9 protein-coding genes are annotated in these 13216 nt (G+C 41.7%); 3 read left to right on the forward strand and 6 right to left on the reverse strand.

Features of this window, described 5'->3' with window-relative positions; all coding sequences use genetic code 11:
• The first annotated feature begins 75 nt into the window (after window positions 1-75).
• Window positions 76-558 carry a cytidine deaminase gene (locus BACCOP_RS00190; protein ID WP_007564820.1) on the forward strand — a complete coding sequence of 161 codons (483 nt, stop codon included), beginning with the start codon at window positions 76-78 and terminating at the stop codon, window positions 556-558.
• Window positions 559-668: 110 nt separating this feature from the next.
• On the opposite strand, the gene BACCOP_RS00195 is transcribed toward BACCOP_RS00190, so the two are convergent.
• Window positions 669-2288, reverse strand: coding sequence for an ABC-F family ATP-binding cassette domain-containing protein (locus BACCOP_RS00195; RefSeq protein ID WP_007564822.1), 1620 nt, complete (start codon window positions 2286-2288; stop codon window positions 669-671).
• Between the two features lie 296 nt (window positions 2289-2584).
• Here BACCOP_RS00195 and BACCOP_RS00200 point away from each other — a divergent pair, with 296 nt between their 5' ends.
• Window positions 2585-4075, forward strand: coding sequence for a PepSY-associated TM helix domain-containing protein (locus tag BACCOP_RS00200; RefSeq protein WP_007564824.1), 1491 nt, complete (start codon window positions 2585-2587; stop codon window positions 4073-4075).
• A gap of 106 nt (window positions 4076-4181) precedes the next feature.
• Here the strand turns inward: BACCOP_RS00200 and BACCOP_RS00205 are convergent, their stop codons facing one another.
• Entirely contained in the window at window positions 4182-6167 is a 1986-nt protein-coding gene (locus tag BACCOP_RS00205; RefSeq protein ID WP_007564826.1) for a glucosamine-6-phosphate deaminase, read from the reverse strand.
• Between the two features lie 31 nt (window positions 6168-6198).
• Complete coding sequence (nagB, locus tag BACCOP_RS00210; RefSeq protein WP_007564828.1) at window positions 6199-6990, reverse strand: glucosamine-6-phosphate deaminase; 792 nt, start codon at window positions 6988-6990, stop codon at window positions 6199-6201.
• A 169-nt stretch (window positions 6991-7159) separates the two neighbouring features.
• Between nagB and BACCOP_RS00215 the strand changes: the two genes are divergently transcribed.
• Window positions 7160-8362: an ROK family transcriptional regulator gene (locus BACCOP_RS00215; RefSeq protein ID WP_007564830.1), complete on the forward strand. Its 1203-nt coding sequence runs from the start codon at window positions 7160-7162 to the stop codon at window positions 8360-8362.
• A gap of 89 nt (window positions 8363-8451) precedes the next feature.
• Here BACCOP_RS00215 and BACCOP_RS00220 read toward each other — a convergent pair whose 3' ends face one another.
• From BACCOP_RS00220 to BACCOP_RS00225, 3 genes are all read right to left on the reverse strand, one after another.
• Window positions 8452-9795, reverse strand: a complete 1344-nt coding sequence (locus BACCOP_RS00220) for a PepSY-like domain-containing protein (RefSeq protein WP_083779516.1) — start codon at window positions 9793-9795, stop codon at window positions 8452-8454.
• Window positions 9796-9930: 135 nt separating this feature from the next.
• Window positions 9931-10098, reverse strand: a complete 168-nt coding sequence (locus BACCOP_RS19350; RefSeq protein WP_013618916.1) for a DUF362 domain-containing protein — start codon at window positions 10096-10098, stop codon at window positions 9931-9933.
• Window positions 10099-10217: 119 nt separating this feature from the next.
• Window positions 10218-13190, reverse strand: coding sequence for a glycoside hydrolase family 3 N-terminal domain-containing protein (locus BACCOP_RS00225; RefSeq protein WP_007564832.1), 2973 nt, complete (start codon window positions 13188-13190; stop codon window positions 10218-10220).
• Window positions 13191-13216 lie beyond the last annotated feature (26 nt).

The following is a 13216-nucleotide window of genomic DNA, read 5'->3' on the forward strand; positions in this document are numbered from 1 at the left end:
ACGAATAATACCACAGATGATAGGAAATCTCCCTTTTTTTCCTTACATTCGTATAAACTTTAAACCCCACTGCCTATGAAAGAAATAAAGATTGAAATAAATATCCGCGCTTTACGTTACGAAGAACTGGACGAAAAAGACCGTAAGCTGATAGATGCTGCCAAAGAAGCTACGGCACGAAGCTATGCCCCTTACTCACACTTTTCGGTAGGAGCAGCAGCTTTACTGGCAAACGGTGTGGTAGTAACCGGAAGTAATCAGGAAAATGCTGCTTACCCGTCAGGAACATGTGCCGAACGTACCACGCTCTTTTATGCCAATTCACAATATCCGGATCAGGCAGTAGACACACTTGCCATTGCAGCCCGCAGCGAAACGGGTTATCTCGACTCCCCTATTCCCCCATGTGGAGCCTGCCGTCAGGTTCTTCTGGAAACAGAACAACGTTTCCACCAGCCCATGCGGATACTGCTTTACAGTAAAAACGACATTTATGTACTGGAAGGAACCAAAGACTTGCTTCCGCTTTCATTCGGAGGTGAATACCTGAAAGTCTGAAGAGTTTTCCATCGGCAGTCATTAAGTCCGATGAAAACAAAATAAAAAAACGGAGAAGTGACCCCGAAACAAGTTCCACTTCTCCGTTTCTTTGTTATTTCATTTCCTTCTTATTTATCACCATACATGCGTGCACGCATTTCTTTAATATGATCGGAAGTGATATATTCATCATATTCCATCATCTTATCGATGATACCATTCGGCGTCAATTCGATAATACGGTTCGCTACTGTTTCGATAAACTCATGGTCGTGTGAAGAGAAGAGTACGTTACCCTTATAAATCTTCAAGTTATTGTTGAATGCCTGAATAGATTCCAAATCCAGGTGGTTGGTCGGAGTATCCAGAATCAAACAGTTCGCATTGCGAAGCTGCATGCGGGCAATCATACAACGCATCTTTTCACCTCCCGAAAGTACGTTGACTTTCTTCATCACTTCTTCACCCGAGAACAGCATACGTCCCAGGAAGCCTTTCATTTCTACTTCATTGCCCTGACCATACTGGCTCAACCAGTCTACCAGATTCAGGTCGCAGTTAAAGTAATCTGTATTATCGAGCGGCAAATAAGCTGTTGTAATAGTCACACCCCAGTTATAGTGTCCGGCTTGTGCCTTACGATTGCCGTTGATAATTTCGAACAAAGCAGTCATGGCACGCGGATCGCGACTCAGGAATACAATCTTATCTCCTTTTTCTACAGTAAAGTTCACATCATTGAACAAGACTACGCCGTCTTCTGTTTCAGCACGCAAACCAGAAACTTCCAGAATCTGATTTCCCGGTTCACGATCCATCGTAAAGATGATACCCGGATATTTACGAGATGACGGTTTGATTTCATCCACATTCAATTTCTCCAACATCTTCTTACGGCTGGTAGTCTGCTTCGACTTAGCCACATTGGCAGAGAAACGACGGATAAACTCTTCCAGCTCCTTACGCTTTTCTTCAGCTTTTGCTTTCTGGTTCTGCTGCTGACGAAGTGCCAGCTGACTAGATTCGTACCAGAAGCTATAGTTACCGGCAAAGAGATTTACCTTGCCAAAGTCAATATCTACCGTATGCGTACAAACTGAATCGAGGAAGTGACGGTCGTGGCTCACAACCAGCACAGTATGTTCGAAGTTAGAAAGATATTCTTCCAACCAAGTTACCGTATCCATATCCAAGTCGTTGGTAGGCTCGTCCAGCAACAGGTTGTCAGGATTTCCAAACAATGCCTGAGCCAACATCACACGCACCTTTTCCTTACCACTCAGATCACCCATCAGTGTATAATGTTTGTCTTCCTTTATTCCCAGACCGCTCAGCAAGATAGCTGCATCACTTTCAGCATTCCATCCTTCCAATTCAGCAAATTTTTCTTCCAGTTCCGCCGCCTTAATACCGTCTTCATCGGTAAAATCTTCCTTTGCATAAAGGGCTTCACGCTGCTTCATGATGTCCCACAGTACAGTGTGTCCCATCAACACGGTATCGAGCACCGTATGGGCATCGAACTTAAAGTGGTCCTGACTCAAGACAGAAAGGCGTTCGCCCGGTCCCAGTGTCACACTTCCTTTCGTAGGGTCAAGCTCTCCCGAAATCACTTTCAGAAAAGTAGACTTACCCGCACCGTTAGCACCGATAATACCATATATATTACCATTCGTGAACTTCATGTTCACATCATTATACAACACTCTTTTTCCAAATTGAACGGCTACGTTTGAAACTGTAATCATTTCTTTCTATACCTATTTAAAAATTAATCGGATGCAAAGATAATATAAAAAAGTGAGATACAGAGCAAAGCAAAGCGTAATGATTGAGGATAATAAAAAGAAGGAAGTCAGCCAAGGGGAATTTGGAGGAATCAATCGGAACTGATACTTTTGCAAAATACTTTCAAAAAGACCTGCCGATAAGGTGTCAAAAACTTCAGCAAGAAAGGATTATTTTTCGTACAAAAAATAAAAAAAGATCTCGATGTTTTGTATAAAAGATGCTGAAGAATTAATAGCAACAAAAATTGAAACAAATGAAGAAATCTACCTGGAAAAAACATCATAAATGGTTCGGGCTGATATTTGCCTTTTTTATTATCTTGTTTGGTGCTTCGGGCATTGTCTTGAACCACCGGCAGCTCTTTTCTGATTATCAGATCAGCCGGAAATGGCTACCCGACGCCTACCGGTACAAGAGCTGGAACAACGGAATGTTGCGGGGAACTCTCTCCTGTCCTCCCGGTATCTGTCAAGAAGACAGCGCTATCTTATTGTTTGGCAATGCCGGCATTTTTCTGACCGACCATGATACTACTACGTTTGATGATTTCAACCGTGGTTTTCCTCACGGAGTCGACTGGCGTAACATACGGGGAATAGCGATTACTCCTCAAGGAGATTTATTCGCCGCCGCTCAGTTCGGACTTTACCGCTACAGCAAAAAGGCAGGATGGCAAGCAGTCAGGCTTCCTCTGCAAAAAGGGGAAAAATTATCGGACATCACTACGCTCGGTGACACCTTGATAGTCGTCGGGCGTTCCTGTTTGTATTACGCGACATCGCCTTACCGTCATTTCAGCCCAGTCATTCTGCAAGCTCCCGAAGAATACAATGGGAAAGTTTCATTATTCCGCACCATCTGGCTGTTGCACAGTGGTGAACTGTTTGGAACTGCTGGCAAACTGGTCATGGATACGCTGGCAGTAATACTGATCATCCTTTCGGTAAGCGGAATCTTCTACTGGTTTCTACCCAAGTATATTCGCCGGATAAAACAAACCGGACGTTCAGCAACAACAAGTATTGCCTTACTGAAAACATCTCTATCGTGGCACGACAAGATAGGCAGAACGACTATCGTGCTGACACTCTTTATAGCCTTGACCGGATGGTGTCTGCGCCCTCCGGTACTGCTGGCACTGGTTTACGGAAGAATACCTGCCATACCTTTCACACAGCTTGACTCGCCGAATGCATGGAACGATAAATTACGGATGCTCCGCTACGATGAGCAGCAAAACGACTGGCTACTTGCTACTTCGGAAGGATTTTATTCTCTTAAATCATTTCAGAGTACTCCTGTAAAAATATCCAAGACACCTCCCGTAAGCGTCATGGGAATCAATGTCCTAAAACAAGACAAACAGGGAAACTGGCTTACAGGTTCTTTCAGTGGAATGTATGTGTGGAACAGACATTTGGGAAACATTACCGATTTCTTTACCGGAAAAACAGCTCCAGAAACAGCAGGACCACCGTTCGGCAATCATGCCATCACCGGATACAGCAGTGATTTTGACGGTAAACTCTGTATTGCCGAATACGAAAAAGGCAGCGATTTTGCATCGATGCCTGCCAACATGGAAACGCTTCCCATGTCGCTATGGAACTTTGCCCAGGAAATCCATACCGGACGCATTTATACAGTTTTAGGTAAAGGAACACTGGTCTTTATCTTTTTTGCCGGACTGGGAGTGTTATGGAGCCTGATTACGGGATATATCATCAGACGGAGAAAATCATAGAAAAGAAAAGCGGCATTTTCTTTTTCCCTTTCATCGGGAAAAGAAAATACCGCCTTTGTCATACTATCTGCACTTCCGTGGAATATTTTCCCGGAATAAGTTTACATTACAGAGGTTTATACTCTACAAAAGCTTCCATAGCTTCGTAGCATGCCAGACCAAGGCTGTCGTACAACGATGCAGTACCACGATTACGGTCTTCACTACGTTGCCAGAACAAACGTTCGTCGTTGCCCAGGAAAGGCGCACTTTCCATCTGTGACTGATGCTTCAAGATAGAGTTACGTTTAGCACGCAATTCCTCCGGACTCAATGGTACAGCCATCTCGATGTTTTCAATTTCCCATTCAGCCCATGCGCCACGATACATCCATATGCGGCAGTCTTTCAGCCATTCAGCTCCAGCTTTCTTTTCTTCGTCGATAGCTGCCAGTACAGCATCAGTACAAACTCGGTGTGTTCCGTGCGGGTCTGCCAAGTCACCAGCTACATAAATCTGATGAGGTTTTACTTCACGAAGCAAATTCATCACAATGTTTACGTCAGCTTCGCTGATAGGATTCTTCTCGATACGTCCTGTTTCGTAGAACGGAAGGTCGAGGAAGTGAACACGTTCCAACGGAATCTGGTTGTATGTAGAAGCAGTGCGAGCCTCACCACGGCGAATCAAACCTTTGATAGTAAGAATATCGCGGGTATCCATGTCGCCTTCTTTCTTGCTCAACAGGAACTTCTTGATTTCCGCATATTTGTTCTTAATGGTTTCATTCTTGTTCTCATCGAACAACTGGTTGAAACCGTTTATGAAATGCATGAAACGTACAACTTCTTCATCGCCTACAGCAATGTTTCCTGAAGTTTCGTAAGCCACATGAACCTCATGTCCTTGCTGTACCAGACGACGCAATGTTCCTCCCATAGAGATCACATCATCATCCGGATGCGGAGAGAATACAACTACACGCTTCGGGAATGGTTTAGCACGTTCCGGACGATAAGTATCGTCTGCGTTCGGTTTTCCACCCGGCCAGCCAGTAATTGTGTGTTGCAGGTCATTGAATATCTTAATGTTTACATTATATGCAGAACCATACAACGCCAACAATTCGCTCAAACCGTTTTCGTTATAATCCTTGTTAGTCAACTTCAAGATAGGCTTCTTGGTAAGCAGACACAACCAAACGATAGCACTACGAATCAGCTTGTCATTCCATTCGCAGCTTGTTACCAGCCAAGGACGCTGAATACGAGTAAGGTGTGCAGCAGTAGGCAGGTCAACACAAACGGTTGCATTCTGATGCATCTGCAAATAAGAAGCAGGAAGTGAATCAGAGATTTTGTCTTCTACTGCTTTCTTGATGATGTCAGCTTTTTCTTCTCCCCATGCCAACAAGAATACCTTACGGGCTTCCATGATAGAACCGATACCCATTGTGATAGAACATGGAGGCAGATTGTCTACTCCCAGATTATGAGCAGCTTCAGAACGTGAAGTAGCGTCTATCAAAATCAGTCTTGTCTGAGAAGTAGCAGCCGATCCTGGTTCATTCATTCCGATATTTCCTTCACGACCTATTCCCATTACAGCAATATCGATACCACCATAAGTCTTAATGCGCTGCTCGTATAAGTGACAATGATCTATTACACCTTCTTGAGGAATAGTGCCGTTCAATGTAAATACATTCTGCGGATCAATATCAACTTGTTTCAGGAACAGTTCGTTCAACTGGTTGAAGCTGCTGTTATTAGGCTCTGTCAATGGATAGTATTCATACAAGTTGAATACTACAACATTGCGGAAGCTCACACCTTCTTCCTTATGTCTGCGAACCAGTTCCGCAAACAGCGGGCGAAGTGATGCACCAGTACCTGCGGCAATAGTGCAAAACTTACCGTCACGCTGACGTTCCTGTACCTTGCGGATGATTTCATCGGCAATGCATGACACTCCTTCATCTACTGTTTCATAGATATTGGTAGGAATCTTCTCGAAACGTGTCAGTACAGAACGTTCAATCGTATTTTCTGGTTTATAATATCTGGTAGATACTCTGTTCAGAGATATCTGTGAACTAAGGTTAGTTCTCATAGGTAATTCTCCTTAATAATATAGATGTTAATTACAGATTATTGCGCTCGATGTCCTTGAAGTATTTGTAAGTACCTACTTTCAATTCATCGGTAGCAGCCTCATCACAAACGATGATTCCATGAGGATGCAACTGCAAAGCGCTGATAGTCCACATTTGTGTAATGCCACCTTCTACAGCATGCTGCAAAGCACGTGCCTTGTTATGGCCGTTGCACAGAATAAGTACTTCCTTTGCTGCCATTACAGTACCTACTCCTACAGTTAACGCTGTTTTAGGAACTTTGTTCACGTCGTTTTCAAAGAAACGAGAGTTTGCAATAATAGTATCAGTTGTCAAAGTCTTGACACGAGTGCGTGAAGTCAATGATGATCCCGGTTCATTGAAAGCAATATGTCCGTCAGGACCAATACCTCCCAAGAAGAGATCGATTCCACCAAATGACTCGATCTGTTTCTCATAATTAGCACATTCTGCTTCCAAATCCTCAGCATTTCCGTTCAGAATGTGAATATTTTCCTTACGGATATCAATGTGGTTGAAAAAATTATTATGCATGAACGAATGATAGCTTTCAGGATGTGATTCCGGCAATCCTACGTATTCATCCATATTGAATGTCACTACATGCTCGAATGATACTACACCTTTTTTGTTCAGTTCAATCAGCGCTTTATACATACCCAGAGGGGAAGAACCGGTAGGCAAGCCCAAAATAAACGGTTTTTCGGCTGTAGGTTTTGCCTGATTGATTCTCTTAGCTACATAGTTTGCTGCCCATTGTGAAAGAGCTTGGTAGTCAGATTCGATAATTACTCTCATAGTTTTTCCAGATTTAATTAATATATTTGTAACAAGAATTGATATTCTTATTGTTTTCGCTACAAAGATATCTGTATTTATAGATAAAAGCAACTATAACAATAAGTAATTACATCCGATTTTTAAAGTTTTTAATTAAGTAATTGTATATTTTTAAAACCACATCCGCATGAAAGAACGATTATTAGAGGAAATACAAAAGGGGTCAAAAGGGGCGGTAATGAAGAAACATATCATTACATATTTGATATATAATGAGAATTCAACCATTACCGATTTAGCAAAAGATATGGATTTAAGTATTCCTACCGTAACAAAAATCATCGACGAAATGCATGAACAGGGGTATATAGATGAGTATGGAAAGCTGGAAACCAACGGTGGGCGTCATCCTATTTTATATGGACTGAATACAGATTCAGGATATTTTGTTGGAGTAGATGTAACGTGGAACAGTATCAATATAGGAATTATCAATTTTAAAGGTGAGGTTTTGAAACTACAAATGGGAATTCCTTTTGAACGAAGAGACACATTAGAATGCATCGATGAACTATGTAACCACATCGAACATTTCATTGCGGGATTAACAATAGACGAAAAAAAGATATTACATATCAATGTAACTCTTTGCGGAAGAGTCAATCCGGAACTGGGCTATATCCACAGTTTCTTCAATTTCGGCGAACGCCCACTTGCAGAAATCCTGACCGAACGCTTGAAGATAGAAACATCTATTGACAATGACAGCCGGACCATGCTTTATGGTGAAAACATAAAGGGTGTTGTCAAGGGAGTCAAAAACGTTCTTTTCATCAATATCGGATGGGGACTGGGAATGGGAATTATGATAGACGGGAAACTTTACAAAGGAAAATCAGGATTCTCAGGAGAAATCGGTCACACATACGGCTACGACAACCAGATTATCTGTCATTGCGGAAAAAAAGGATGCGTAGAAACGGAAGTTTCATGTTCTGCGCTCTACCGTAAGTTTATCGAACATCTACAAGCAGGAGAAACTTCAATCATTCTTTCAGAAAAGGATATAGAAGAAATAACACTCGATGATATCTTCAGTGCAATAAACCGTGAAGACTTACTCGCCATAGAACTGGTAGAACAAATAGGCCAGCAGTTAGGTTTCCATATCGGAAGTCTGATCAACACATTCAATCCGGATATGGTCATTATCGGTGGAGAGATGTCACGTGCGGGAGATTTTCTTTTACAACCGGTTATCTCTGCAATCAGAAAATATACCCTCAGCCTGATGAGCCGTGATTCTGAAATTGTACTATCGAAACTGAAAGATCAGGCATGCGTCATAGGTTCATGTCTGTTGTCAAGAAGTAAACTGTTTGAAGCATAGAAGTATTTATGAGATATAATAAAAAACAATTAAGCAGAAAACTTGGATGTTGTGACTCACCCAAGCTTTCTGCTTATAGTATATTGATTTCAATCTTCTACGACTTTAATTATCTTACCAGACTCATCTATAAAGACTTTGTATTCTTTTCCCTGACGACGAACTTCTACCTCATACCATGAAGCATCGGGAGTTTGAACTACTTCCACTTCGTCATCATCTCTTTGATATCCTTCAGCCCCTAAAGCAGAAGTTACAACCGAAGGCAGTTCATTATATCTGATCTCCCAAGAAGTGCGTATCCATTCATTCTTTCCATTGAATAATAGTTCTTTTTCCTTTCCATCGTGACGGATATCCACTTCTATATAACCATCATCATATCCACGTTCAATAATAACTGCACCCGAATAATTTTCCTGAATGAATTTTTCTATATCAGTAGCAACGGCAACACCTCCGGAGCTTTCTCCTCCAAAACCAGGACACCCCTGTAAAACAGTTCCATCACTACCTATATATACTTTCACATCATCGTCGAAACGATTCTCCAGTTCAAAGCAATAAAAGGTTCCTGCTTTCTCTGTTTCATACTTTTCAGCATCTTCTACCCATCCAGCTTCCAGATATTCGGGAGTTGCTTTTAAGGCAGCGAGAACTTGAGAAGGAATATCGGTTACCTCATCTATATTTCTGAATCGATACTCAGTCTTGGTATACACCCAGTTTTGAGAACGATCGAAGAAAGCCTCATGCTTCATATTACCGGAAATAAACTCTACTTCTGTTCCTCCATCTTCATTATCCACATCTATAATCCTGGCATCCGGATATTTTTCTTTCAACCAGCTTTCCACTGTTCCTGAAGGTGTCTGCGGCAAATAATCCTGATAATCCTTTTCATCTTCCGCATCAATGACTTCTTTTACCAGAACACCTTCTGCCGTGTAATACAAATCAACATCCGTTTCTTTTCCTCCTTCATTTTTTTCGACATCAATAACATATAAGATTTCAGAGTCACCGTTTCTTTTCAGCACATCAACTTCATCATCCGCACGCCACGGAGCCTGTCCATACTCACTTGCTCCAAAAGCATTTTTCACAGCCTCCGGTAAATCTGCAAATCTGATCTCTTTCTCTGTCATACCCCATACTCCATTTGCCAATGCAAACCAAGCAGTATGGTTACGAACGACATTATCTGCACGAGAGCCATCCCAATAGAAACTGGCTACAGCATATTCTCCCTTAGTACTCCAAACAACATTGGTAGCACCAGGAAATAAGCTATTAAACTCATCCAAGACTAGAGCAGGAACCTCTCCCGAAGTACCATCGGGCAAAGGATTATTTTCATCGTTACTACATGATGCAAAAAGTAATGTACCTGCAACCATACATACTCCAAATAATAATCGGGGCTTTATCATAAGAAATCATTTTATTGTTACAGTACAAAATAAAGGAACAAAACTGAAAAGAATCTGAAAACAAGGAAAAATATAAAAAAATAGGCCATCTTTTTAAAGATGACCTATTATGAATTTTGTCATAAGACGATTCGATTATCCCTGGTGGATTGCTTCAGAAGGACATACATCTGCGCATGTTCCACATTCTGTACACATATCCGGGTTGATAGAATACTTATCACCTTCAGAGATTGCGCCAACTGGGCATTCATCGATACAAGTACCGCAAGCGATACAATCGTCACTAATTACGTAAGCCATTGTAGTAAAAGTTAAATTATTATTAGTACTAATTTGATGATGCAAAGGTAATCTTTTTGGTGAGATTTGTAATATCTACATTACAATATTTCCCTAATTTGTATTATGTCTAAATAGTATTAATACATTATAGATTGATACATTGCTTGTTGAATACGAGAACGAATATCCAGCTTCATCAAGTTATCATGACCAAATACAACAGGATAAGTACGATTACTCAAAAAGACAAACACCAATTCATTATCCGGATCAACCCAGACACAAGTTCCGGTAAACCCAGTATGCCCAAAAACAGAGGCAGGAGCTTCAGGAGCACAAGGACTATTATCATCACTCTCAATATCAGGTTTATCAAAACCCAATCCCCGACGACTGCTTTTGGCTTTCATACCCATAAACAAACCGCAAGTAGCACGGCTCAGATAACGACGGTCACCACATATACCCCGATCAAGCAACATCTGGAAAATCACAGCAAGATCATGTGTTGTAGAAAAAAGTCCTGCATTACCCGATACACCTCCCACAAATGCAGCAGCCTCATCATGAACATAGCCCTGCAACGGACCGCCACGCAGGAAATCAATCTTCGCACTAGGGGCAATTTCCTCTTTAGGGAAACGTTTCAACGGATTGTATGCAGTATGCTTCAGCCCCATAGGTTTAAAGAAAACACTGTCCAGATATACATCCATAGGTACTTTCGAAATTCTCTCAACAACCTCTTTCAGCAGCATAAAGTTCAAGCAACTATACCGATATGAATGTCCCTTCAGCGGTGCATTAATGATTTGTTGCATAACGACGCGTTGATATTCCTTATTCAGATACATGCTGTCAGCAAGTTGCAATGAATAGATTTCAGAAGGAGTAGAAGACATCCATTCTTTTTTAAAAGAGAAATCGGTACATGCATATAAATTCGAAGCAATCTGCAATTTATGTCCCGCATCAGGTTTCTTACGGAACAATCCTCCTTTGCACGTTTTCAGGTCAATAGCCTCCTCATAGAATGGAAGATACGAAGGAAGTCCCGACTCATGAAACAGCAAATCCTGTATGGTTATATTTTGCTTATTCGTTTTTCTCAATTCCGGCAAATAAATGCTGACTTTATCCGTCAAGCCGAATTTACCTTCATCGTATAATTTCATTATTGCCAGCAAAGTTCCCGCAGCCTTAGAGAGTGAAGCCAGATCGTATATTGTATGCTCTTTCACTTCTTCTTTTCCATCATAAGTCAATGTACCGAAACATTTATTATAGACAGGATAACCACCTTTGGTTATCAGTACATGACATCCCGGATATGCTTGCTGGCGAATACCTTCTTCTGCAATGGTATCGATAGCCAGAAGAATCTTAGAATCCATGCCCAGCTCTTCAGGACTGTAAGAACGAGGTTTATCCGGATCGATAGTAAGACCTGTGCCGCTTTTCCATAAACCGTTCATATCAACAGAAAGACGGCCATCAACAAGATCCTGCCCAGTCATAACATCTGCTACATAACGTTGAATTTCGGCTTTATCTGTATGTGCCAAGATCACAGCCGAAGCCTTCTTCAATACAGAAGACATCTCCTGCAAAACTTTTTGCGACGCAAAACAAACAACGACAAGAGGTTTATCGGCCGCCACCTTTTCTAAAAAAGGAAGAAAAGCAGACAAATCTTTTGTTTGGTGAACAGCTACAATAACCTGATGAGCTGGAGCTACACGTTCCTGAATTTGTTGCAGAGAATCAGCATTGCCATGCAACCAACTCAGCGAAACCGATTCTTTCAACTCTTTATAAAAAGGATATGCTTCCGACAATGAAGAGGATAAACTCAACAGGATATTTTCAGATAAAGACAGATCGAGAGGCAACACATCTACAGAATCTTTTAGAACTGTAACAGCAGCCTTCTCCAAAGCAATCATCAGACTGTCGCTTTTAGCAGAGCAAATACGGTTTTCAATTCCTTCGGCCGCTACCTGTTGCTTATGACTCAAGCCTAAGGCATATTTATAAGTAAGCACTTTCCGGCATTTTTCCGTAATGACATCTTCTGTAAGCTTGCCGCTTTTTACGGCACGCATTACACTTTCAAGACTCTTTTTCAAGTTTCTTGGAACCAGTAACATATAGTTTCCAGCCATCAAGGCCTGTACACAAAGATCATCGGCATTTTTTGAAATACCTTTCATCTCCAGTGCATCTGTAAACACCAGTCCCGAAAAGTGCAGTTCTTTACGCAATAACGAAGTAATGACCTCCGAAGATATCGAGGCTGGTTTCTCATCAAGTTCCGAGACATGCAAATGACCAATCATTACGCCTCCGACTCCTGCTTCGACTGCCTTTTTGAAAGGATATAACTCTACGCTATCCAAACGGGTACGGTCAAAATCAAGCACCGGCAACACATGATGAGAATCCGTATCCGTATCACCATGTCCCGGAAAATGTTTACATACCGCCATTACTCCCCCGTCTTCCAGCCCGCGAGAATAAGCTACAACCTTATCGGCTACCACTTTCGGATCACTTCCGAAAGAGCGGACATTGATAACCGGATTATTGGGATTATTATCAACATCGGCTACAGGAGCAAAATTTACATGCACACCTATTTCACGCAACTGCCTTGCAACCTCACGTCCGTACTGGTATATTAATGTATCATTCTGCACACATCCCAATACTCTATTTCGGGGAAACTCCGGAGTATCTTCCAGACGCATGCCCAATCCCCACTCACCATCGAATGTAATCATCAAAGGTATATCTGCCCACTGCTGAGCCTGATTGGTAAGCTGCACCTGCTTCTTCAGTTCTCCTTTGGAGAAAAGCAAGCCTCCGACTCCATACTCTTTAACAGCTCTTTCTATGTTATCTTTATTCTTCTGTATGGTTATCGGTGCAACCGTATGAATAAACAACTGACCGATTTTCTGCTTCAATGTCATTCGGGCAAGCTGCCCGTCAACCCAACGGCGACACGCCACAGAATCATCTGCCTGCTCCAATATTCTTACAGACGAAGCATATGCACCTATCCATAACGATATACAAACCAATAATCCCGTAACACGTCTATTCATAATCTTTTCTTTATTTTTATAAACCT

The sequence above is a fragment of the Phocaeicola coprocola DSM 17136 genome (assembly GCF_000154845.1).
Taxonomy (GTDB): domain Bacteria; phylum Bacteroidota; class Bacteroidia; order Bacteroidales; family Bacteroidaceae; genus Phocaeicola; species Phocaeicola coprocola.

Bases quoted from the DNA above. Each gene is read 5' to 3' on its own strand.
- BACCOP_RS00195 (WP_007564822.1), bottom strand. From the start codon at position 2,288: ATGATTACAGTTTCAAACGTAGCCGTTCAATTTGGAAAAAGAGTGTTG.
- BACCOP_RS00190 (WP_007564820.1), top strand. From the start codon at position 76: ATGAAAGAAATAAAGATTGAAATAAATATCCGCGCTTTACGTTACGAA.
- BACCOP_RS00205 (WP_007564826.1), bottom strand. From the start codon at position 6,167: ATGAGAACTAACCTTAGTTCACAGATATCTCTGAACAGAGTATCTACC.
- BACCOP_RS00200 (WP_007564824.1), top strand. From the start codon at position 2,585: ATGAAGAAATCTACCTGGAAAAAACATCATAAATGGTTCGGGCTGATA.
- BACCOP_RS00215 (WP_007564830.1), top strand. From the start codon at position 7,160: ATGAAAGAACGATTATTAGAGGAAATACAAAAGGGGTCAAAAGGGGCG.
- BACCOP_RS00220 (WP_083779516.1), bottom strand. From the start codon at position 9,795: ATGATAAAGCCCCGATTATTATTTGGAGTATGTATGGTTGCAGGTACA.
- nagB (WP_007564828.1), bottom strand. From the start codon at position 6,990: ATGAGAGTAATTATCGAATCTGACTACCAAGCTCTTTCACAATGGGCA.
- BACCOP_RS19350 (WP_013618916.1), bottom strand. From the start codon at position 10,098: ATGGCTTACGTAATTAGTGACGATTGTATCGCTTGCGGTACTTGTATC.
- BACCOP_RS00225 (WP_007564832.1), bottom strand. From the start codon at position 13,190: ATGAATAGACGTGTTACGGGATTATTGGTTTGTATATCGTTATGGATA.